The 20,641-nt window shown below is 67.4% G+C and carries 19 protein-coding genes and 4 pseudogenes; 13 read left to right on the top strand and 10 right to left on the bottom strand.

The window, feature by feature from the left end:
* Positions 1 to 887: 887 nt before the first annotated feature.
* From ACZ404_RS34105 to ACZ404_RS34090, 4 genes and pseudogenes are all read left to right on the top strand, one after another.
* Positions 888 to 1,643, top strand: a complete 756-nt coding sequence (locus ACZ404_RS34105) for a DUF969 domain-containing protein (protein ID WP_468446773.1) — start codon at positions 888 to 890, stop codon at positions 1,641 to 1,643.
* Positions 1,640 to 2,629 (top strand): DUF979 domain-containing protein, encoded by a 990-nt coding sequence (locus ACZ404_RS34100; RefSeq protein WP_468446771.1) that lies wholly within the window; start codon positions 1,640 to 1,642, stop codon positions 2,627 to 2,629. Before ACZ404_RS34105 ends, ACZ404_RS34100 begins: the two co-directional genes overlap by 4 nt.
* A 57-nt stretch (positions 2,630 to 2,686) precedes the next feature.
* Complete coding sequence (pcp, locus tag ACZ404_RS34095) at positions 2,687 to 3,334, top strand: pyroglutamyl-peptidase I (RefSeq protein ID WP_468446769.1); 648 nt, start codon at positions 2,687 to 2,689, stop codon at positions 3,332 to 3,334.
* Positions 3,335 to 3,987: 653 nt separating this feature from the next.
* Positions 3,988 to 4,809, top strand: a pseudogene (locus tag ACZ404_RS34090) (IS5 family transposase).
* Positions 4,810 to 4,894: 85 nt separating this feature from the next.
* Here ACZ404_RS34090 and ACZ404_RS34085 read toward each other — a convergent pair.
* A complete protein-coding gene (locus ACZ404_RS34085) occupies positions 4,895 to 5,050 on the bottom strand; it encodes a hypothetical protein (protein ID WP_468446767.1) in 156 nt (51 codons plus the stop codon).
* A 1,373-nt stretch (positions 5,051 to 6,423) separates the two neighbouring features.
* On the bottom strand, positions 6,424 to 8,295 hold the full coding sequence (locus ACZ404_RS34080) for a serine/threonine-protein kinase (protein ID WP_468446765.1): 1,872 nt from the start codon (positions 8,293 to 8,295) through the stop codon (positions 6,424 to 6,426).
* Positions 8,296 to 8,624: 329 nt separating this feature from the next.
* Between ACZ404_RS34080 and ACZ404_RS34075 the strand changes: the two genes are divergently transcribed.
* The 5 genes and pseudogenes from ACZ404_RS34075 (at position 8,625) to ACZ404_RS34055 (ending at position 11,564) form a co-directional block, all read left to right on the top strand.
* Complete coding sequence (locus ACZ404_RS34075) at positions 8,625 to 9,098, top strand: diadenosine tetraphosphate hydrolase (protein ID WP_468446763.1); 474 nt, start codon at positions 8,625 to 8,627, stop codon at positions 9,096 to 9,098.
* Positions 9,099 to 9,233: 135 nt separating this feature from the next.
* Positions 9,234 to 9,500: a transposase gene (locus tag ACZ404_RS34070; protein WP_468446761.1), complete on the top strand. Its 267-nt coding sequence runs from the start codon at positions 9,234 to 9,236 to the stop codon at positions 9,498 to 9,500.
* The gene (locus ACZ404_RS34065; RefSeq protein ID WP_468446759.1) at positions 9,488 to 10,177 is read left to right on the top strand and encodes a hypothetical protein; all 690 of its coding nucleotides are present in this window, start codon (positions 9,488 to 9,490) and stop codon (positions 10,175 to 10,177) included. Before ACZ404_RS34070 ends, ACZ404_RS34065 begins: the two co-directional genes overlap by 13 nt.
* 357 nt (positions 10,178 to 10,534) lie before the next feature.
* Positions 10,535 to 10,736 (top strand): annotated as a pseudogene (locus ACZ404_RS34060) (IS110 family transposase); the annotation flags it as partial.
* Positions 10,737 to 11,120: 384 nt separating this feature from the next.
* Positions 11,121 to 11,564, top strand: a complete 444-nt coding sequence (locus tag ACZ404_RS34055) for a YybH family protein (protein WP_468446757.1) — start codon at positions 11,121 to 11,123, stop codon at positions 11,562 to 11,564.
* Positions 11,565 to 11,579: 15 nt separating this feature from the next.
* Here ACZ404_RS34055 and ACZ404_RS34050 read toward each other — a convergent pair.
* A pseudogene (locus ACZ404_RS34050) lies at positions 11,580 to 12,748 on the bottom strand (IS256 family transposase).
* A gap of 191 nt (positions 12,749 to 12,939) precedes the next feature.
* Complete coding sequence (locus tag ACZ404_RS34045; RefSeq protein WP_468446755.1) at positions 12,940 to 13,479, bottom strand: GNAT family N-acetyltransferase; 540 nt, start codon at positions 13,477 to 13,479, stop codon at positions 12,940 to 12,942.
* Between the two features lie 362 nt (positions 13,480 to 13,841).
* On the opposite strand from ACZ404_RS34045, the gene ACZ404_RS34040 reads away from it, so the two are divergent.
* Both ACZ404_RS34040 and ACZ404_RS34035 read left to right on the top strand, forming a co-directional pair.
* Positions 13,842 to 13,997 carry a hypothetical protein gene (locus tag ACZ404_RS34040; RefSeq protein ID WP_468446753.1) on the top strand — a complete coding sequence of 52 codons (156 nt, stop codon included), beginning with the start codon at positions 13,842 to 13,844 and terminating at the stop codon, positions 13,995 to 13,997.
* Between the two features lie 254 nt (positions 13,998 to 14,251).
* Positions 14,252 to 14,392: pseudogene (locus ACZ404_RS34035) on the top strand (IS256 family transposase); the annotation flags it as partial.
* On the opposite strand, the gene ACZ404_RS34030 reads toward ACZ404_RS34035, so the two are convergent.
* Together ACZ404_RS34030 and ACZ404_RS34025 are read right to left on the bottom strand one after the other, a co-directional pair.
* Positions 14,389 to 15,333 carry a methylenetetrahydrofolate reductase gene (locus ACZ404_RS34030; protein ID WP_468446751.1) on the bottom strand — a complete coding sequence of 315 codons (945 nt, stop codon included), beginning with the start codon at positions 15,331 to 15,333 and terminating at the stop codon, positions 14,389 to 14,391. The pseudogene ACZ404_RS34035 and the gene ACZ404_RS34030 sit on opposite strands and share 4 nt — an antisense overlap.
* A gap of 654 nt (positions 15,334 to 15,987) precedes the next feature.
* Positions 15,988 to 16,233: an ATP-binding protein gene (locus ACZ404_RS34025; protein ID WP_468446749.1), complete on the bottom strand. Its 246-nt coding sequence runs from the start codon at positions 16,231 to 16,233 to the stop codon at positions 15,988 to 15,990.
* A gap of 151 nt (positions 16,234 to 16,384) precedes the next feature.
* On the opposite strand from ACZ404_RS34025, the gene ACZ404_RS34020 reads away from it, so the two are divergent.
* Both ACZ404_RS34020 and ACZ404_RS34015 read left to right on the top strand, forming a co-directional pair.
* Entirely contained in the window at positions 16,385 to 16,789 is a 405-nt protein-coding gene (locus tag ACZ404_RS34020; protein ID WP_468446747.1) for a DJ-1/PfpI family protein, read from the top strand.
* A complete protein-coding gene (locus tag ACZ404_RS34015) occupies positions 16,786 to 16,908 on the top strand; it encodes a hypothetical protein (RefSeq protein ID WP_468446745.1) in 123 nt (40 codons plus the stop codon). The genes ACZ404_RS34020 and ACZ404_RS34015 overlap by 4 nt, the downstream gene beginning before the upstream one ends.
* 22 nt (positions 16,909 to 16,930) lie before the next feature.
* Here the strand turns inward: ACZ404_RS34015 and ACZ404_RS34010 are convergent, their stop codons facing one another.
* The 4 genes from ACZ404_RS34010 to ACZ404_RS33995 form a co-directional block, all read right to left on the bottom strand.
* A complete protein-coding gene (locus tag ACZ404_RS34010) occupies positions 16,931 to 17,704 on the bottom strand; it encodes an HD domain-containing protein (RefSeq protein WP_468446743.1) in 774 nt (257 codons plus the stop codon).
* Entirely contained in the window at positions 17,701 to 18,180 is a 480-nt protein-coding gene (locus ACZ404_RS34005) for a nuclear transport factor 2 family protein (RefSeq protein WP_468446742.1), read from the bottom strand. Before ACZ404_RS34005 ends, ACZ404_RS34010 begins: the two co-directional genes overlap by 4 nt.
* A gap of 168 nt (positions 18,181 to 18,348) precedes the next feature.
* Positions 18,349 to 19,536 (bottom strand): FIST signal transduction protein, encoded by a 1,188-nt coding sequence (locus tag ACZ404_RS34000; protein ID WP_468446740.1) that lies wholly within the window; start codon positions 19,534 to 19,536, stop codon positions 18,349 to 18,351.
* Positions 19,533 to 20,459 carry a globin family protein gene (locus ACZ404_RS33995; RefSeq protein WP_468446738.1) on the bottom strand — a complete coding sequence of 309 codons (927 nt, stop codon included), beginning with the start codon at positions 20,457 to 20,459 and terminating at the stop codon, positions 19,533 to 19,535. The genes ACZ404_RS34000 and ACZ404_RS33995 overlap by 4 nt, the downstream gene beginning before the upstream one ends.
* Between the last annotated feature and the right edge of the window lie 182 nt (positions 20,460 to 20,641).

Here is a 20,641-nt window from a genome sequence, read left to right as displayed (position 1 = left end):
GCGGCCGGCACGTCGATGTGGGAGTCGTGGTGTCCGGCGAATCCGAACCGTCTGCGGGTGCAGGGGTGCCGCCTCGCCTGGTGCGACGTGGCGGCGAACGACGGTCTTGGTGCGGTCGTGGACGATCGTCATCGGGGCCCCGGCGAAGTGGGCGAAGGCCTGCCGGTGGCAGTCGAAGAAGGCGGCCGGGTCCTGGTGTGTGGTGAAGCGGCATGACGGATCCCGTGCGGAGGACGGCGTCGTGTGGACGAGTAGACCTTCGACATGCCGGCGTGGGGGAGGATCTGGTCGTCCGGCTGATGCCCGGTTCCTGATCGATACGGGGGCGGCCTGCTGTATGCAGAGCTTCATCCGCTGGTAGGTGCCGGTGGAGCCGCGCACCGGCGGCCGCGGCGAGCCGCAGCCCGCTGGGGCGGTGCGGTGGAGCCCCCGGGGACAGGTACGTGCGAACCGTGCGGCGGTTGAGTCCTGTTTCGCCTGCGATCTCCTACAGGCTGATAGCTCCGGACTCGGACAGCCCGCAAAAGCGTCGAAGCTGCATCCACCGTTGCGGATCCAGCACCACGGTCGGCCGCCGTCATTCAGCCCGGTCGGGCCCGCGGCTGACTGCCCCGAACGATCCCGGCTACGTCGGCAACTGGGCACGTTCACCCGTACATGAGCGGGCACGTTCACGTGCACGCCGGCACCCGCTCGTTCACAAGCCGCGCCGTATGCGTGCCGGCCTTGAAACTCTGCTCCAGTTCGGAGCCAAGCCCTCCGCCCACGTGCGGCCTCTGTAAAGAGTGACGACGACGTCTTGTTGGATCGTTGAACGATCCTCTAGTGTCTCGCCAACCCACCCCCCGGACGGGCCTGGTGGCCCGTACTCGGAAGAAGGTCCATGCATGATCGTTCTCCTTGGCGTGCTCGTGGTCGTCCTCGGCTTCGCCACCCGGCGCAACCCTGTCCTCGTCGTGGGCGCCGCAGGAGTGCTCACCGCCCTGCTCGGCGGCCTCAGCCCGCAACAACTGCTCGCCGCCTTCGGCAACGGCTTTGCCTCCAGCCGTTCCGTCACCGTCTTCGTCATCGTGCTGCCCGTGATCGGTCTGCTGGAGCGTCATGGACTGCGTGAGCAGGCCGCTGCCCTCATCGGCAGGCTCGCCAAGCTCAGCGCCGGGCGGTTCCTTGCTGTCTACCTGCTGATACGCCAGCTCACTGCGGCCACCGGACTCACGGCGGTCGGGGGCCCCGCCCAGACGGTGCGGCCGCTCGTCGCCCCGATGGCCGAGGCCGCAGCGGAACGCTCGGCGCAGCGGGCACTGCCCGCCACCCTCGGCGCCCAGGACCGCGCAGAACTACGCGAGCGCATGCGGGAGAAGGTGCGCTCCTACGCCGCCAGCGCGGACACCGTCGGTCTGTTCTTCGGAGAGGACTGCTTCATCGCCATCGGCTCCATCCTGCTGATCACCGGCTTCGTGAACACCACCTACCACCAGAGCCTGGAACCCACCGACCTCGCCCTGTGGGCGATACCCACCGCTGTCTGCGCCTTCTTCGTACACGGCTTCCGCCTGCTGCGGCTGGACGGCCAACTGGAGCGCGAGACGGCGCTCGCCGCCGACAAGCACCGCACCACCGCACCGAAGGAGACCGCCAAGTGATCAAGGTCGAATGGTTGTTCTGGCTGATCGGTCTCGTCTTCGTCGTCATGGCCTGCCAGATGGCTGCGGACCGCAGCAACCCGCGCAGATGGACCTCGGCTGCGTTCTGGGGACTACTGGGCCTGTGCTTCCCCTACGGCACCGGCGTCGCCAACGCCCAGCTCAACGCCGCGGCTCCCGGGTCGGCGAGCTGGACCCTGCCGGCCGAGCCGCTCGGCGTCGCCGTGCTGGCCCTCATCGTGCTGGCGGGCTTCAACCTCATCGGCAAGGGCACCGCACAGACCGCCTCCGCTTCGCAACGCACGGCGTCAGCCGCCCGTCTCGGCAACCGGCTCTTCGTCCCCGCCCTCACCATTTCTGCCGTCGCCCTGCTGTGCTCCACCGTCCTGAAGAACACGGGCCTGCTTGAGACAGGCAAAGAGACCCTGCTCGGCCTCGGTATCGGGTGTGTCGTCGCCCTCGGTGTCGGACTGCTCATCACCCGCGAAAAGTCGATCTCCCGCCCGCTGCACTCCGGACGCTCCCTGCTGGAAGCCATGGGCTACGCACTACTGCTGCCCCAACTGCTCGCCGTACTCGGCTCGATCTTCCAGACGGCCGGAGTCGGCGAACAGGTCGGGCGGATCACCCATACCATCCTGCCGGACGGCCAGAAGTACCTCGCCGTCATCGCTTACTGCGTGGGCATGGCTCTGTTCACGATCGTCATGGGCAACGCCTTCGCGGCGTTCCCCGTCATGACAGCCGCCGTCGGCTGGCCGGTCCTCATCCAGCAGATGCACGGCAACGAGGCCGCCGTCCTTGCCGTCGGTATGCTCGCGGGATTCTGCGGCACCCTGGTCACCCCCATGGCGGCGAACTTCAACCTCGTCCCCGCCTCACTACTGGAACTGCGGGACCAGTACGGCCCCATCAAGGCGCAACTGCCCACCGCCGGCGCACTCCTCGTCTGCAACATCCTGATCATGGCGCTCTTCGCGTTCTGATCTCTGCCCCGGCCGTACAGCGCCCGCCTCACCCGCAACGCACCTGGAAGGGCTTGGATGACCTCGCACGTGCTTCTCACCGGCTTTGAGCCCTTCGGCGGCAGCCATGTGAACCCCTCCTGGGAGGTAGCCGCCGCCGTGGCGGCCGCCCCACCCGACGGGCTCGCGGTGAGCACCGTCCAACTCCCCTGCGCCTTCGGGACGGTACTCACCGCGCTGCGCAGTGCGATCGAGAGGACCGAGCCCGACCTGGTGGTCTGCCTGGGCCAGGCCGGGGGCCGCCCGGACATCACCGTGGAACGGCTTGCGATCAACCTCGCCGACGCACGCATCCCCGACAACATCGGCCATCAGCCCGTCGACGAACCCGTCGTCGAGGGCGGACCCGCCGCATACTTCTCCACTCTGCCCGTGAAGGCCTGCACGGCAGCGATACGTGCAGCAGGCGTCCCGGCATCCGTCTCCCACACCGCGGGCACCTTTGTCTGCAACTACACCGCCTACGGGCTCGCCCATCTCATCGCCACCGAACGCCCCGCTGTGCGGGGCGGGTTCGTCCATGTGCCCTGGGCACCGGATCAGGTGACCGACCGCAGAGAACCCTCACTGCCGGTGGCCACCGTTGCGCACGGTGTGCGCGCACTGCTGCGCGCCGCCGCCGACACCGTCACCGACCTTCGGCTGAGCGAGGGTGCGACACACTGAAGCGTGTCGCACATGCCCCGACGGAACGCTACGACCGCTTGGGGGAGAAACCGGTCATCGAAGGCGTGCCCGTGACCGCATGGCCGGCGATGAGCGTGTGTCAGGCTCGTGCATGGGCATCGGTGACTGTGACCGGACCTCGTAGACGTCGGGATTTTTCCAGCAGCCATGCGGTCATGACCGGCGGCCTCCCGGCCGAGGGTGTTCCGCAGGCGCTTGCCGAAGGATTTGGAGATCCCTGGTGTTCGCAGACCAGGACCCGGCGACGGAACGGTAGGAAATCCACGGCGCGCGCCAACGCTTCCCCGAGGTGCGCTCACCGAGCAGCCCTCCACCCTACCGACCGTTCCGGCGCCGTCCTCTAGACCGCTGCCAACTTGGCCAAGCTCGTAGGCATGGCCCCTCCCGTCTTTTCCCGCACCCGGAAGCAGGTCCCGAAGCCGGCTGGCTCGAGGACAATGAGAGGCTCCGCCACATCAGGGACTACCGGCTCGACCGCAAGCGCATGGGCTAAAACGTCGTCATCCCACTTCGCCGTGCCACATGACGTCCTCCAGACCGCACTTCAAGTACGTCACGTCAATAAGGTGCGGTCTTCAGGAGGCCTTCCTTAGACGTCGTTTCTCATGGCCTGATCGTTCGTTGAGCCGTGCATAACGGATTGGGTTGAGCGTCTGGTGCCGGACGAGTTGTGGGTGGTGTTCCGGCGAGTGGTACCGCGACGAAAGTGATACGTCCGCAGGGCGGTGGCCGACGTCGAGCAGGTGATCGGGAGTCGCTGGCCGCGATCATCTGCGTGGCGACGTCGGGCTGCACCTGGCGGCAGCTGCCACCGGTGTTCGGCCCGAGCTGGCAGACGGTCTACCGCTCGGTTCGCTCAATGGAGCCGGGGCCGGGTCTGGGCCCGGCTCTACCGCGTGATCCTCGACGAACTCGGAGCGCGAGGCGAGTTGGACTGGTCGCGGTGCGCGAATGACTCCGTCAGCCTGCGGGCCGCAAAAAAGGGGCCACTGACCGGACCGAATCCGACTGACCGCGGCAAACTGGGATCGAAGATCCACCTGATCACCGACCGGAACGGGTTGCCACTGTCGCCGCGCATCTCCGGCGCGAACATGCACGACAGTCAGGGCCTGAAGCCGCTCGTGCGCGGCATCCCGCACATCCGCTCCCGCCGCGGTCCCCGGCGCCGACGGCCAGCGAAGCGGCACGCCGACGAAGGCTACGACTACGACCACCTGCGCCGATGGCTCCGCCGACGGGGCATCCGCCATTGCATTGCCCGCAAGGGTGTCGAGTCCTCGCAGCGGCTGGGACGACATCGGTGAGTAGTCGAGAAAACCGTGTCCTGGTTGGCCGGCTGCCGAAGGCTCCATCGCCGCCATGAACGGAAGGCCGAGCACTTTCTCGCCTTCGTCGGCATAGCAGCAGCCCTCATCGGCTACCGCCGCTTGGGCAGCCTTCTCACGGCCTGAGCCGGTTCTGCTGCACGTCGAAGCAGATCAGACCCATGGACTCCGCGACGGCCGCCGCGTAGGCCGACGCCTCCTCAGCCATGGTTCACCGCATGGGCAAGTAGATCAGCGGCCCCCTGGCCTCGCCGATCAACGGGCCGGTTGACCAGGGCGAGGTGTCCTCGTCCTCGGTGAGGTCGCACCACCGCTGAAGCAGCGCGGCCACGTAGGCCGCGATGCGCTCGGACGGAGGCTCTTCCACCTCGCTGTCGATGTAACGGTCGTGCGGCTCGCTGAGGGCCCGGCCGGCGGTCTTGTCATCCGCCGGCCTCGCCTCCCCTCCCGGAGCGCGCCCCGCCGCCTCGTCGTCACCCGGAGCAAGGCTGATGATGCGTACGAGGCTGCCCGATGCCGCGGTTGCTTGCGGCGCTGCGACGGGACACCGGGCGATTCCTCGACGGGGATGCTGCGCGGTCGGGGAGAGCGGCGGCGTAGTCGACCAGGTGGTCCCTGAAGCAGTGGCCCGGAGGACGTGTCGTCGGCAGGCGGTTCGGATTCACCTCGCGGCTGTCCAGTCTTCCCACCCAAGGTCAGGCACGGGACCCGTCTCCGCGACGGTACTTGAGCCCGATCTCGGCCGTGGTCCGTGACTGTATCGGCCCCTGCCCCGTTCGCACCCGCGCGACACCATCGCGCGAATGGTCCCACTTTCGGAGCAAAAGTCAAGACACGGAAAGTCGTATATTTCCAGCCATGCTGCTAGGGGGCATGGTGAGTGGCAGGAGTAGAAGAACTCGAATACCAGGAAAGGGGATCAACATGTCTACAAAAACGAATACCAACGTCCGGTGGAACGTTTCCAGGCTTATCGGCGCATCGTGCATAGCTGCGACGCTTGCTGTTTCAGTCGGAGCGACTGCCGCTACAGCGACTCCTCGGGCATCCGTGCAGACGCCCGCTGCGGCCCAGGATGTTGGCCGAGGCGGCGATCAGGTGAGGAACGGCCAAGGCAACGAGGCTGGCCAGGTCCCGTTCATGAAGCTCGGCGGTGATCAAAGCCAGGCAAGCAACAACCAGTCGGAGGCAGATCCCTGCCCCTACGACGGAAGTTTCAATGGTGCTCTCCCGTTCGCGGCCTGTGCCGCTGGCCAGCTGCCCAATACCCTCCAGAAGTGGATGGATCAGTGGCATGCAACTAACGGGTGACGGAAATCAATCCGTTGCCACAGGTGCTGCTGCATAGGCCCATAACAGCTTCGAGTGCCATCGCACCAGTACACCCTCAACCCACCAGGCCGAAGTTTGGCCTGGTGGGTTGACTCCACAAAGCGACGTCGGTCGCCTGCCCGAGGGCGCGTTCGGCCTTCCGGCCTCGCGAGCGGCGCGCGGCATCGCTGTGTGGTCGAGTTTCAGAGGGCGGTGGCGGGCCGAAGGAGCGGACGGGGTGCGGCAGAGAGCTGGCGTTCGGCACATTGACGGCGTGCAAACGATGCCGGTGGCGACGATGTACCCCAGCATCGAGTCTGCCGACTGGTTGCCGATTGCAGGTCCTCATTTCTTACGCCGCGCAGATTACTGCTCCGTCTTGCTTCTATTCCCGTTCGTTACTTGGCGTGAGGGGCCTAGGTTTCTGCTTCAGTGGGTGAACACGAATGATCCGGGAGGCAGCTTCTTTCCTTGTTGACGCGAGGTCACCAGGCACATTACGTATCGGAAGCCCTTCCGCCAAGTGTCCTCTGCATGATTCCAACCGCTCACGTCTCTGGAGGCGTTCCGGTAGGAACCGTACTGCTTGACACAAAGGTCACCGATGGCATCCCAAGCGTCGAATCGCATGGTCGAAGGTGCTTTGAGATAGCCGACCCCTTGCATTTCGTGCGGCTTTCCGCAGCTGGTGAGCAAGAACGCGTAATTGTGTTCCTCCAACTTTCTCGTGTTGTAGCAGTCGCCGATCGAGCTGTTCTCGACGAAGATCTGGTCACCGTAGTGCCTGTAGTTCCGTACAGGACCGTAAAGGCTGACGGTTCTGCCGAAGAGCAGGCAGGCGGTGTTCCGCACACCATGAGCCCAGCCCTCCTTGCCAGGTATCAGTGCGAAGGACTCAACGTCGACCATCCTGCGCAATGTGTCGCGCAGCAGGCCCCGGCAAATGCCCTGACCGTTGGATTTCGCATCACCCAGCGAGGTGGTCGCGTCCACGTCCAGAACCTGTCCGTCCGGATAGGAGTTGCAGTCCACAATGTGCAGCCGCGGTGGGCTTGCGAGGCGCTCGCCGTGCCATGAAGCGTTGACGCAGTCGCCGGGTTTCAGCTCGCGGGTCAGTCCGACGGTATCTCCGTAGACCAGATTCCTGCCGGTCGCGGCGGGGTGGTTCGGCGCCTTGAGCATGCCGACACCCGCCCAGATGCCGCCGATGATGAGCAGTAGCGCGGCGGCGATGACTGCCACGACCCGTGCTGAAGCAATCGAAAGGCGTGGGTGGCGTGAGAGCCGCGTCGGTGGCTCCGTGGTTCGGACCGGCTCGCTGGCCGTCGGGAAGGAGAGGGACTCCCATGAGCGCGGTACCGGTGGGTCGTCCTGTAGCGGTGTCGTCTGCGCGGCCGGGTCCGTCGGCTTGCTGGGTCCTGATGCCACTCCCGGTGGTGCGGCGAGCACGCAGAGCTTTCGCTCGGTCTCGTCCGCTGTCAGGCGGTGCTCCGGGTCCTTTGCCATGAGACCGACGAGAACGGGCCCCATGTCGCCGGCGTGTCGAGGGTAGGGGGCTTCCTCGAAGAGCAGCGCTGTCAGTGTTTCGTATGGCGTGGGGCGATCGAAGGGCCCCTCGCCCTCGGCCGCGAAGTACAAACTGGCGCCGAGTGAGAAGAGGTCGGAAGCCGGGCTGGGAGCGACGCCTCTGGCGCGCTCAGGCGCGAGGAAACCGGGCGTACCGACAAGCCCGGACGTCTCAGTGAGACGGGTCTCGCCGGAGTCCGGTTCCAGGGAGATCCCATAGTCGGCCAGCAAGACCTGCCCGCCCCGGCCGAGGCCTGTCACTTCCTGACCGGGCGGGGTCAGCAGGATGTTCGCCGGCTTGACGTCTCGGTGCAGGATGCCGACGCGATGGCCGGCCACCAACGCATCGAGGACGGCCAGGCCAATGCGCGCGACTTCGGCGGACGGCAGGGGACCGTGCTCACCGACCACCTCGGCGAGGTCCCTTGCCCCGGGGACGTACGCCATGACGATCCAGGGAAGTCCGTCTTCGTCAACGACGTCGTGCACGGTAGCCACGTGCGGATGGCCGCGAAGCCGAGCCGCATGCCGGGCCTCCACCCGAGCCCGGGCGATCCGGGAGCGCATCTCCTGCTCGCGCATCCCATGCGGGAGAGCGATCTCCTTGAGGGCCACCTGACAGTCGAGCTTTTCGTCGTGCGCCAGCCAGACGCGACCCATACCGCCGGCTCCTAGCCTTCGGAGCAGTCGATATCGCCCAGCCACGAGGCGTTCGGCGTAGTCGGCGTCCGTCACGACAAATCTCCCCGCCTACCTTCTCTGATCCTATTTTTGGCTCCTCGAAATGACAAACGGGCACGTACCGTTCCGTGGAAAGGACTGCTGCGGCTACTCGTCGAGCAGCTCCTCCAGCGCCGCCATCGCGAGGCGGTGATCCTGACCGCAAGAGCTGCACACAGCGGATTTCTACCGACGGGCAACTGATGGTCGCTGCGCCTGGCCGCGGAGCAGATCGAATGTGTCTGTCCGGGGTCGCTCTTCGCCTCGTTTGGTTGGTCCATCAAGTGAGTGGGCAGGGGGGAAGCGGAGGCAGGCCCTGATCGCCCTACGGATAGGCTCAGGCCATGACCGATGAGTGGCGGATGGATCGGATCGGGGCCGCTCTGCTCGGCGAGAATCCGACTGTGCTGCGGCGACTTGAGTCCGGCTTCGCGGTGATCGGCGACGTTCAGTTCCTGCCGGGGTACTCAGTTCTCCTCGCGGACGAGCTGGGTGTCCAACGGCTCTCTGACCTGTCCAAGTCGAAGCGGCTGTCGTTTCTGTCCGACATGGACCGACTCGGGGAAGCGGTTGAGCGGATCTGCCGGCGGCTGGATCCCGAGTTCCGCAGGGTCAATCTGGAGATCCTCGGCAATACAGACCCGTTCTTGCATGCCCATGTCTGGCCGCGCTTCGCATGGGAGCCGGCCGAGCTGGTGGGCAAGCCGGTGTGGCTGTATCCCCCTGAGCGGTGGAGTGACGAGCGGTTCAGGCTCGGCCCGCAGCACGATGCGCTGCGGGATGCGATCGGCGTCGAACTGGACCAGCTGATGACCTGACGGTGTAGGCCGCCACGCGCTAGGTGGACGGGCACGGCCGGTAACAGTCGGTGAACGGCACGGAACAGTTGGTGGCAGTGACGTCAGAAGGTCGTCGAGGCTGCTGCGGCAGCACACTGCCTTCTTGTCGAGGCTGTGACCGCCCGGCTCGTTCGGACGCTCGCCCAGGAGGTCCAAGCCCTGCACGTGAAGGTCGCCGAGATCGACGAGCTCTTCGAGGCCGGATTCCGTGCCCACGAGCTGGCCGCGGTCCTGGCCCACATGCCCGGCATCGGTCGACTGCTGGGCGCTGAGTTTCTTGCTGCGGTCTGCAGCGACCTCGCGAACTTCATCAGCCCGGACGCGCTCGCGGTATTCGCCGGCATGGCTCCGACGCCGGAGTCTTCTACATGTCCGCCTTGATGAGCGTCCGCTACGGCTCCAACCCCCGGGCGTTGTACGACCGCAAGCGCGCTGAAGGCAAACGCCATACCCAGGCCGTGATCGCCCTCGCCGCGGCAGAATCAACGTGCTGGGCCCTGATTCTGGACCGGCGCCTCACCGAAGTCATCCCGTCCCAGCCCACCGGCAGGTTCTGCATCGAAATCGAGGCGACGGGCCTTGTCCGTTTTCGGCAGACTGCAGACATGTCCACCGACGTGAGCGGGATGATCGAGTGCAGACCTCTGGCTCGAATCTGGGGAGAGGATGACGAGGACGCGGTTTGGCACGCCGCCATCGACCTCTTCCTCCTCAACACCGGTAACGCCTATGACGCCCTCGCATGTCTCTTCGGCGTTCGCAACTCCTTCGGGTTCCAGCCGTTGACCGAAGACCGTGGCCTGCCGGACGACGCATCGGACGCGCTGCGGGCCGCGTTCCACGCTTGGGGCGGGCCACAGGACGCACAGGGAACAACGTGGATCAACTGGGCCGAGTTGGCAGCTGCCAACTGGGACGAGACCGATCGGTCCGGCATGCGCAGCCGCGGCGCGGTCGCCGGGCCGGGAACCCATTGGGCACCGGTCTGGGACGTGATGCGGACGCTTGCCGAGCTGCATGGGCCAGAACACGTGCGACTCGTCGTCTGGTTCGACTGATCACAGAATCTCGTCGCTCGACACAGCTTGACTTCGCCATTGGGAAACCATTGGTGCGGTGGTCGATACGACGGATGAGCGCGGAGACGAGGTCGACGCAGCGGGCGGCGCCTGAGGGCGGTATCGAGTGCGGCGCGGGCATCGGCTGCGGCACGAAGTCGGTGTCTCGGTCGGGGTCTGGACGGGCCGGGGCCTGGCCGCGGTCGGCCTGACGGCCCGACGCGGGGCGGCACTGCCTCTGGGCGAAGGTCGGCACCCCGGACGCCGACCGGATCGAGCGTGAGCTCTGGGCGGAGGGCAAGACCCCGCGCAGGCGCGGCGGGCGATCGTGCTGGGCAGGCCCATCGAGCACAATGCAGAGCCCTGAAGCCATACGCCTGGCTCGGGCCCCATCACCCGCGCCTCCGGCGAGAAGCACTGCGTCGGCCGCCGCTTGGTCAAGAACAACCGGCTCATGCATGCCGGCTTCCTCTGGGCCTTCTCAGCCCTCAACGCTGCCCAGCGCCACCTGCTCAACCGCTTCCTCGGACAGCTCCACCACTGTCTCCTGACCCGGTAGCCGTTCGACAGGCAGCGCGCCTCCGCGCCACTCCTTCCAGCACCTGCATGATTCGCGGACCCGGCCGACTGAGCAATGGTCAATACCTGTCGACTGATTCGGTCATGGACCGCCGGGCTGGCTGGTCGGACAGATGCGGGATCTCCTGATGTGGTTCGGGCCTGGCGCCGCAGCGGCGTCCTGCGGTGGCGAGGGCAGGGGGTGGCGACGGTTGTATCCGGAGCGCGGGATATTGTCCGGCCCGAGGTACCTCGGGCCGGAGCACTGGTGGCCTCGGTCGGCGATTGGGTCGTGCCGGTGCGCCCGGTCGACCCGGCCGGCTGAGAGGTGGTCGCGTCGGCTCCGGGGAGTCCGGATCGAACCCACACGAGGAGTGAGTCAGCCATGAACAGCCAGGAACCCGTCGACTCCCGGATCGTCGACCCGGCCCGCCTCCCTTTCGCTTACGCGGACGCGCTCAACGCCGGGGACGCCGACGCCGTCCTCGCGCTGTTCCACCAGGACGCGACGATGCGCACGTTCGCCGGCGAAGTTCTCACCGACCGGGAGGCGCTGCGCGCTGAGACGGTCAACTCGATCGCGGCTCAGGCGCGTCTGACCAACAAGCCCAAGTTCACCCAGATCGGGGGCGACACGGCCCTGATCATCGTCGATTGGAACCTCGAGGCGACGTTGCCGGACGGCACCCGGATCTCGCCGACCGGAACGACGACGGCCGTCGCCCGCCAGTCGGCCGACGGGTCGTGGCGGTTCGCCGTCCTCAACTGCCAAGGGACAGCTGGGTCCCCCGGGTGGCGGACAACAGAGCTCCCCGCTGGTGAACGGTAGAAGTCCCCAGGCCGGTCATGCCGCGTTCGCCTCCTCGCACTCACCGAGGACGCCCTTCTCGAACCGGGCACCGTTGCGGACGAGGGCAACAAGGTGGGGTGCGGTGATCGCGCGCCAACGGGTCTGGGCGGACTCGACGAGCCTGAACACCATCGCCGGGGCCGGGCTGCCTGCCCCGCGGGGTGGCCTTGGTCCTCAACTTCACGGTGCTGAAAGTGCTCTCGATGGGATGTGTCGTGCGCACGTGCGCCCAGTGCTCGGCGGGGAAGTCGTAGAACGCAAGGAGTTGGACGGCCTCGTCGGTGACCTTCTTGGTCGCCTTCGGCCACTTCACTCCGTAGGCGCGCTCGTAGTGCTTGGTTGCCTTCTCGGCGTGATCGCGGTTCTCAGGTGAACCCAGCACCTCTGGTGCCTTGCCTGCGGAAACACCTCTGCGAGGCCCTCCACAGGCCCATCGCGCCGTCACCGACCACGAGTTCGGGATCGCGCATGCCGCGTCGGCGGCAGTCACGCAGCAGATCCGCCCATGACTCAGTCGATTCGCGCAGCCCCTCGGCCAGCGCGATGAGTTCCTTGCGACCGTCGGGGCGCATGCCTATGAGGACCAGGACGCAGGAGTGGGCCTGGCCGAGGCGGACCTTGGGGTGGACGCCGTCGGCCCACATGTAGACGGAGTCGGAATCCGACAGGTCGCGTGCCTGGAAGGCGGTGTGGTCGTCGGTCCACTGCTTCGTCAGCCGGGTCACCGTGTCGGCGAGAGGCCGGCCGAGGAGCCCAGGAACTGCTCCATCGCGGGCACGAAGTCCCCGGAGGACAGCCCGTGGAGGTAGAGCAGGGGCAGGACCTCGCTGATCTTCGGGGGCTTGCGGCACCACGGCGCGAGGATCTTCGACGAGAACCCGCTTGCGCTCACCGGTCTCCACATCGGCGCGTTTGTCGTTCACGCGGGGCGCCTTCACCGTGACCGGCCCGGCGGCGGTGGTCACCGTCCATTCACGATGATGGCCGTTACGGACCACCAGACGGCGGTTGGCCTCGTCCTGCTCACCGGCCAACTCGGCTATGTACTGGTCGACTTCGGCCTCCAGAGCCGCGGCGAGCATCCGCCGGGCACCCTCGCGGACGATGCCGTCCATCAGGGATCCGGTCTCGGTGGTTCCGCCGTTGTTGACTACGCTGAGCACAGGCGTACCTTCCAACCCGCAGTGCAACGCGGGTCTACTCGGTGACCATCAATCGATCACTCGGGAAGGTATGCCCTCCGCGTTTCGCGAAGCACCCTGCCGAGGCCGATCCACAGATCTTGAGCATTGCTCGGCCGACTTCGTCAACGAGACAACGGTGTTGCGACAGATCCATCAGCCGAAGCGCGAACTCAAGCGGCGGGCGTGACCGGGATCCTCAGACCGAGCCACTGTTCGGCGTCCCAGGCCCGGAACCGCTCTACTTCGGTGAATCCCAGCTTTGCCGCGAGGCGCATCGAACGGGCGTTGGCGGTTTGGGTGGCGAGCACCACCGGCTCACCCGGAAGGACGTCTTCGACCCAGCCCAGTGCCGCCGCGCACGCTTCGGCGGCATACCCGTAGCCCCACGCCCGCGGCAGGAACAGGTAGCCAAGATCGACCTTCCCCACGGCAGAGGGGCAAAGGTGCTCCGTTGCTCTCCTGAGCAGGATCTGGCCGATCATCGCCCCGCCGAGATCGACGACAAAACTTCCGGGGCGCCCCCCGGGCACCTCGGGCATCTCGCGCTCAAGCTCGTCACGCGGGCGGGGGCCGCCTAGGTAGGTGTGCACCTTCGGTGAGGCGTGCAGCTCGATGAACGCCGCACGGTCTTTGGCCTCGGGCCCCCGCAGCACGAGCCTCTCGGTCTCGATCGGTGCAGGCGGCCACGCAACGGGTCCCAGGTCATCCATGTCGGCCAGCCAATCAGTGGCTTCCGTAGCGATCAAGACTCGCGGTCGCTCTTGGCTTCTTGTCCCTCTGGGATGTCTTGACCACGCCCGCGTCCGGCCGCCGTCAGATCGCGGACAAGGGGGTCTCCTGCACGTTGCTGTGCACCCTGCGGGACCTGACGAACGGCCTGCAGCCCGTGCTCTCCTCGAAACGCCGACCGCTTCAGTCGGCTGTGCTGCTACGCAGTGCTTGGCGCATGCCGGGGGTCGGTGGTGCGGTCGTCGGCGACGTGGCTGAGTGCTGCGCAGATCCGTTTTGCGGCACCCCGGGTTTTCCCCGACCCTGGTGGGGACGACACGGGCCCAGGCGGTTGGAGTGTGCCATGGAACAGGTCGGGGACAAGCCGGAGGAGCTTCGCAAGCATCTCGAGGAGGAGCAGCAGCGGCTCGGAGAGAAGCGCGAGAGGGCGGCTGCCGAGGGCGAGCAGGCGCCGAAAGCCGCTGAACCGCAGGCTGACGACTCGGGCGACGAAGCCTGATCACGAGGCCGAGCGGCACCGCTGCCCGGTTTCGAGCTGGCGTGAGCACCGCTTACACGCTACGTGCGTCTTTCGTACGGCATACGTGCGTCTTCCGTACGGAAGACGCACGCGACCTGTGGGACACGCGCGTCACATTGCACGGCTCTGCCCCTTTGATGTCCAGTCCCCGGGAGCGCGCGTCCGGTCACCGCTCAACGGGAGCTCTAATGGGTTGACACCCAGCACGGTCAGTCGCTCCTGCTGCGGCTGGCACCAAGGTCACCCGCGGCGCCGGGTCGCGGTCGGCCGCTCTGACCATGACGTTCAAGCTGATCGAGTCCGCCCAGGAACGCTGGCACGCGGTCAATGCGCCGCACCTGGTCGCCCTCCGCACGTTCGCTGCCCGGCTTCACCCCGAGGGTGTACCTCGTCCGAGCAGCCTGCTGAGCTCGTGGGCCAGGGCGACCGAGGCGTCGATCTCGACCTTGCGGATGGACACGCTCTCCACGAGGAAGCCGAACGGCATGCCGAGCTTGCGGCAGAAGGCGATCAGGTCCCGGGCGTTCGCCAAGCAGTGCTGGTATGACTCGGCCAGGGTGTCGTCCGCATGGCGCAGGGAGTTCTCCAGCCAGCGCGGGACGTCGACGCCGAGCCATTGGAGAAACTCCAGCGTCTTCACCGAGCCGCACACCGAGAGCGTGAACAGGACGGGCCTCGGTTCGAGGTCCCTCTCGCGGCAGGCGTAGTAGTAGTCGGAGACCATGCTTTTCGCCGCGTCGGCGCTGTAGATGACCTGCGAGATGAAGTACGCGCATCCGGCCACCTGCTTGGCGACGAGCCGCAGATGCTCCTCGGGGCGTTCGGTGATGGCCACGCCACCGAGCAGTAGGTCTGGGCGGACATCGCGGCGCAGGTCCTGCGCCTCGGACAGGCCGGTCCGCACCGCCTTCCCCTTCGAGGACGCGCCGACGAAGACGCCGAGCAGCCGGTCGGCGTCGGCCGTCTGCAGCCAGGTCCGCAGCTCCGTCTGGGAGTACTTGCCGACGCACCGGTAGACGACCACCGGGCGGTTCCACTTGCCGAGATAGTCCGCGTGGTACACGGCAGGGTCGATGGTCGGCAGGTACGGAAACGGCCGCTGCGCCGGATTACGGTCGCTCTCATCGTCGATGTCGTACAGCGCCAGACCGTCGACATCGAGGGACTCCAACCGTGCCAGGGTGGCTGCGGTGATCTCCCGGATCCGCTCGGGAGTGTTGCTCAGGCGGGGCGGCGTGATGCCGAACAACAGGACACCGCTGTCGGCATCGGCCACCCGGCTTCGGAGATCTGTGCCGTCGCTCTGGTTCGCCATGACGCGGAAGTTAGCAGCTCATCCGCCATGCGGCAGGCGAACACCACCCTGTGAGACAGACGTCCGGCCGCGCGGACCAGATCCCCAGGATTTGACAATTGCTTGCTGCCGGGACACGGGCAACGTGACCAGCGCGACGGTACGCGTGTACAACGAGGCGCGCACCACTGGTCGCCCAAGACCCGGGGAATGTGGTTGCGAGGTCTGTGCCGGCAGCACTACAACATCTTTTCCGAAATCTACTTCCGCCCGCTGGCCTGGACGCTGAGTCCCAGTGATGACCGCCTCGACCGAGCTGGGTTGGGGGAGTCGGTCCTCAGCTCGTGGCTGATCGTGGACCAATGGCTGCGGTACGGAGAGGATGTCACCGCACTCGACCTGAGACCTGTGCCGCCGTGGAATCCCCACAGTCGGTCACACTCTGCGCGATGGACGCGGTCAGTTGATAGAGACCTTCCAGAACGACACTGCGGCCTTCCTAGAGGGAACATCCCGGCCTGACGCACGCTGATTGCTGATCGCCTGCGAGTCCCGCCGGCTCTTGGGAGGCATTCTGCGCCTGCTTGCATCGCGGTCCCGCGCGGCTAGGAGTGGGAGGTAGGGCAGCCCGTGGGCAGCACGCCTGGAGAGACGAGACCTCGTCCTCGTGCCTTCCTAAGCGGGGATCGTACGTCGGCCGGCAGCGCCGCTCACGGACCGGGGCCGCCTGCGGGGTCTCCACCTCGACGCCCTGCGCTCGCAGCACGGTCGCCTGGGGGTGCTGTTCACGACCTCGTCGAGCAGGGGCGACTTGCCCACGCCGGGCTCGCCGCGGAGCAGCACGGCGCCGGCCGTTCCGCCACGGCCCGCCTCCACCAGCTCCGCGAGGGTTTCGAGCTGCCTTTCGCGGCCCACCACCATGCGCCGAACGTACCCCCGCGTGAGGCTCCGAGGCCGCGGAATCCCGGCGCTTTGACCGGGGTGAGGCGAAAGCGCGCTGCCAGGCTGGGAGCATGAATCACATCGGACTGCTGCTCTTCGACGGAGTGGAGGAACTGGACGCCGGCGGGCCGTGGAGGTCCCCGCCTACTGGACCCAGGAGTTCCCCGAGGACGGCTGGAGCGTCTCGTGCCTCTCCGTCGGCGGAGACCCCGTCACCGGCGCGAAAGGTCTCTCCCTCGGCGCGCACCACTCCACCGACGACATGCCGCCGCTTGACGTGCTCATCCACCCTGGTGGCGTCGGCGCCCGGCGGCCGCTGCACGACACCGATCACCTCGCCTGGGTACGCGCGCAGCGTGAGGTCGTCACGCTGATGACCTCGGTGTGCTCCGGAAGCCTCGTGTACGCCGCCGCTGGTCTGCTCACCAACCGGCACGCGACGACCCACTGGGCCTGGCTCGATCTCCTCTCGGAGATCGACCCCGCCATCCGCACCGACGTTGAATGCGCTTCGTGGACGACGGTGACGTCGTGACCAGTGCCGGGCTCAGCGCCGGGATCGACATGGCTCTGCACCTGGTGTCGCGCTTCGCCGGCACCGATCGCGCCGCCGACGCACGACGTGGAATCCAGTACGACCCGCAGCCGTGGTGACAGGGCTCCGACCAGCCCGCAGTCAGCCACGGAACGGCGCGAGCCGAATCGTGACGTCGCTGAAAGCGAAGCGATGGAGGTACCACGCCCGGCCGTGCGGCACCTGCTTCGCCTCCTCGTGCCACGCCCGGGCGAACTCCCGCTTGAACCCCGTCCGTGGGAAGTCCGAGACGACCTGCTTGCGGGTTGCGTCGGGAAGGCGGTCGCTGCGCAGGCCGAACACGTCCACACCTGCGCCGGCCGACAGCAGGAACGCCTCGGCTCCGGAGTCGATCCCGACGCCGGGGGTGTGGTGCAGAGCGATCGCGTTCGCGACGGTCTCGCGCTCCGGGGCTGCGAGACCGTGGTCGTCAGTGAACCTGCGGGCGAGGGCGGCGCTTCGGATGGTGAAGTCGACCTCGGGTACGTGGGTCGCGAGCCCGGTGTCATGAAACATCGCGGCGACGTAGAGGAGCTCACGGTCGAACTCGATGCCGTCCAGCGCAGCGACAGCCGAACCCCAGGCGTAGGACCGCCGGGAGTGGTTGAGCAGGGCAGGGCTCAAGAGGTCGCGCGCGGCGGTCTCTGCGTCTTTGGCCATCGCCGAGTCCGGCGGGAGGAGCCGCGCCGGGTCGATGGCCTGCCGACGACCTGAGTGCAGCCGGAGCGCCATGGCGATCCGACCGGTCACGATGGCGAGTTCTCCTCGGAGCAGAGGCCGTGCGAGGGCGCGCTGCTCGCGACGGGTCAGGACGCCGCCGGTGCGCTCGGTCCATGTGATCGAGCCGATCGCGTCTGTGGTCTGCGCCAGGCTCATGATGCCGCCCCTCCGGTCACGACGCTGCTCAGCATCTCGGTGTCACCGATGTGCTCGACGGCCACGATGAGCCCGTCCTGAAGGGTGACTCGGTCCACTTCGTTCGCCCGCTGGCCGGCCGGCTCGACGGCGACCACGGCAACGACGCGGTCGCCCTGACCGAAGAGCTCGATTGGCCGGACGGACAAACCGTACCGCGCGATGTCGACGAAGAGCTCCGTGACTGCCTCCCGGCCGCGGTGGACTTCACTGGGCCTCGTCGTGCCCGGTTGCTTCCATTCGACGTCCTCGAGTACCACGGCATCAATGGGACCGAGCTTGCTTGCGCTGATGGCAGGGCCTGGGAGCTTGGTAGAGCATGTGCCCCACCCGGATGAGCAGCTTTCTCCAGGGGGGTCGAATGTCGGGTCGGTAAGTAGCCGCCATCCGCCGAACTCGGTCAGGATGGTCGGGCCGCCGATGTGAGTGGCTGTCATTGTTGTCATGGAGAAGTCCCATACTCAAAGATGCCGTGCTTGGGCTGCCTTGACCTGACCGCAGCCAGGTCCGCTCAGGGCTCGTCGCCCCGAAGGACCAGGCCGCTGAGAACGGCCGGCCCCCGCTGGCCGGGAGCGGGGTTCTGGGGCGTGCTGCCGTGGCTCTCCTTACGTAGTGCCGGACTCAGTCCTCGCCCGGGGCCCGAACACGACACCGGTGAGGGTCTGGTTCACGTGGCCGAGCCAGCTCTCGCCGTAGGTGTGAAATCCAGCCGACGGGACGCCGCCCAAGGCTGCGACGAAGTCCGCGGAGAGGTTCTTGGCGTCGATCTCCTTGCGGCGCAGGCAGCAGTTGAAGAGAACCGCGCCGCCGGCCCGCCCTCCGAGTTCGGCGCGGGTTCGGCGCAGTGCGGCAGTGGTCTCCGTTATGAGGTCACCCGCCTGCATGACCTCGACCTCCATCCCCGGCATGATCTCGGCGTAGAACCGGAGGCCCCCGTCCGGCGTAATCGCCTGAGGGCTGCGGACCCACGGCTGGCCGTCGATCATGAGCCCCACCGGGTGCTCCGTCCAGGCGGCGTCGAGTGCGTCGACGCTCACGCCCAGGGCATCCGCGTACGCCTCCGCGGCCGGCCGCCCGTCGATCTCGAGGACGGTCCGGGAGGCAGCGTCCGCACGGGTGATCCGCAGGACTCTGCCGGTCGGGGTGAACGAGCATGACTTGACGACCCGGAACGGGACGGCGGTCCGGCACACCATGAGCGCCGCCCCGTGGTAGCTCACCTCGTGGCCCACGGCGGTCCAGGTGCCCTGGAAGGCGAAGTCGTCTCCGGCGGAACCGCCGACGAAGTCCAGCAGGGGTGCGGCGTTCCCCAGCATCTCGTTGACCTGCTCCTCGGATCCGTGCAGGCCGTCGATCAGCACGAAACCCAGGTGGTGGGCCGGGTCGAGGTGGCGGAGCTGAACCTGGAGAGCTTCCTCGAGCGACCGGACGGCGGCCGCGGTGCCGTCGCCCGCGTCGCCGTCCAACTCGCCGAGGACGGCGACCGCTTGGGTGATCAGACCGTCCGGAAGCACCACGGCCGAGATGCCGCCGGTCCCGTTGTGCAGGTCGGTGAACTCCCCGGCGGTGGAACAGCCGATGACCACCGCCTCGGGAAAGTGCCAGCTGATGAAGGGTGCGACATCGGCGGGGTCGTACACGCTGGAGGCGAAGTACATCACCGCGACCGCCCGGCGTCCCGACAGACCGTGGTCGAGCTGTGCCAGCAGCCGGTCGACCGCCTGTGGAGCCGGTCCGGTGACATGGGCGCGTACGACGCCCGTGCCGGGTACGACGGGAGGGAAGAACGTCATCTGTCTGCCTTGTTCAGAAGTCGCCGAAAGCGTTGCCGAAGGCCTGCCGTGGCGACGGGCTCGCCACCGGCCTGCCGCAAGCCGCTGTCCTCCGGGTTTGGTGGGTGGAGGAGCAGGTCGTGCGGCGAGGGCGACAACGAGAAGCCCAGCACCAGCAGGATGCTCAGGACTCTGGAGACCGCCGCCGCGTCGGTCTGCTGGTCCGGGCGGGGGGAGCGCAGGTCGACGCCGGTGCGCAGGGCGACCCGGGTGCAGATCGCCGCGAGCCCGCGGTCGTCGTCGGGGAAGTGGCGGGAGCGCAGCACGGCGAGGATCCCATTGAGTGTCTGCTCCCGCGGCCGGTCGTTCGCGGTGGCGACGTCGACCGGAGTGAAGCCGTCGTCCCGCGGTGTACCGCGACGCGGCTGCCGCTGAGCGTGATCCGGCCGCGACGGCTGGGCGTGATCCCTTCCCAGCCGGACGGCATCCGCGCCCAACCGGAGGTTCCCGCTGAGCCATGTGTAGAACGCAATCCAGTCGGAACTGAGCCGGGAGCCCCACTCGCTCCGGTGTATCTGGCGCACCGTGTCGAGGAGGGCCGCACCGAACGACCAGTGCCAGCCGTCGAAGAAGTCCTGCTGCTGGATTCCCCCGCCGACCTGGCGCAGGGTCGCCTCGACGGCCTCCGGTGCGTCCTGGGTCAGCGCGGCCCACAGCACCGACTGAGCCAGCCTGTTGCACAGCGGCCGTCCCGCCCGTGGCGGCAACTCCCGCACCTGGGGCACGAGAACGAGCATGCTCTCGTAGAAGCTGTCCATGAACCGCGCCTGGTTGCGGGAGAGCAACTGACAGGAGAACTGGACGCTTCGCAGGCTCTCGGCCGGAGGCCTGGCGCCCGCGTACGCCAGACGCTCCGTGCCGGTACCCGCTTGACCGAACACCATGGCGACTCTCCTCGGAGCATGGTGAGCACACGTCGTCCGGGCCGAGCAGACGCAGCGCCTGCTCGTGCACCCTCCACGCCCGACGGCGTGGCGACGCGCACCACTTCAATGGCCTGTCCGGGTCTCGGCCGAGCAGAGACTGCCGGCCGGCACCCTCACGGATTTCCTCGGCGGAGGCCTGG

Source organism: Streptomyces sp. NPDC030798 (genome assembly GCF_055572275.1).
This window is presented reverse-complemented; position numbering and strand designations above follow the sequence as displayed.

Bases quoted from the DNA above. Each gene is read 5' to 3' on its own strand.
- pcp (WP_468446769.1), top strand. From the start codon at position 2,687: ATGACCTCGCACGTGCTTCTCACCGGCTTTGAGCCCTTCGGCGGCAGC.
- ACZ404_RS34055 (WP_468446757.1), top strand. From the start codon at position 11,121: ATGAACAGCCAGGAACCCGTCGACTCCCGGATCGTCGACCCGGCCCGC.
- ACZ404_RS34065 (WP_468446759.1), top strand. From the start codon at position 9,488: ATGTCCGCCTTGATGAGCGTCCGCTACGGCTCCAACCCCCGGGCGTTG.
- ACZ404_RS33995 (WP_468446738.1), bottom strand. From the start codon at position 20,459: ATGGTGTTCGGTCAAGCGGGTACCGGCACGGAGCGTCTGGCGTACGCG.
- ACZ404_RS34105 (WP_468446773.1), top strand. From the start codon at position 888: ATGATCGTTCTCCTTGGCGTGCTCGTGGTCGTCCTCGGCTTCGCCACC.
- ACZ404_RS34045 (WP_468446755.1), bottom strand. From the start codon at position 13,479: ATGGATGACCTGGGACCCGTTGCGTGGCCGCCTGCACCGATCGAGACC.
- ACZ404_RS34075 (WP_468446763.1), top strand. From the start codon at position 8,625: ATGACCGATGAGTGGCGGATGGATCGGATCGGGGCCGCTCTGCTCGGC.
- ACZ404_RS34000 (WP_468446740.1), bottom strand. From the start codon at position 19,536: ATGACGTTCTTCCCTCCCGTCGTACCCGGCACGGGCGTCGTACGCGCC.
- ACZ404_RS34010 (WP_468446743.1), bottom strand. From the start codon at position 17,704: ATGAGCCTGGCGCAGACCACAGACGCGATCGGCTCGATCACATGGACC.
- ACZ404_RS34040 (WP_468446753.1), top strand. From the start codon at position 13,842: ATGGAACAGGTCGGGGACAAGCCGGAGGAGCTTCGCAAGCATCTCGAG.
- ACZ404_RS34005 (WP_468446742.1), bottom strand. From the start codon at position 18,180: ATGACAGCCACTCACATCGGCGGCCCGACCATCCTGACCGAGTTCGGC.
- ACZ404_RS34025 (WP_468446749.1), bottom strand. From the start codon at position 16,233: ATGGTGGTGGGCCGCGAAAGGCAGCTCGAAACCCTCGCGGAGCTGGTG.
- ACZ404_RS34030 (WP_468446751.1), bottom strand. From the start codon at position 15,333: ATGGCGAACCAGAGCGACGGCACAGATCTCCGAAGCCGGGTGGCCGAT.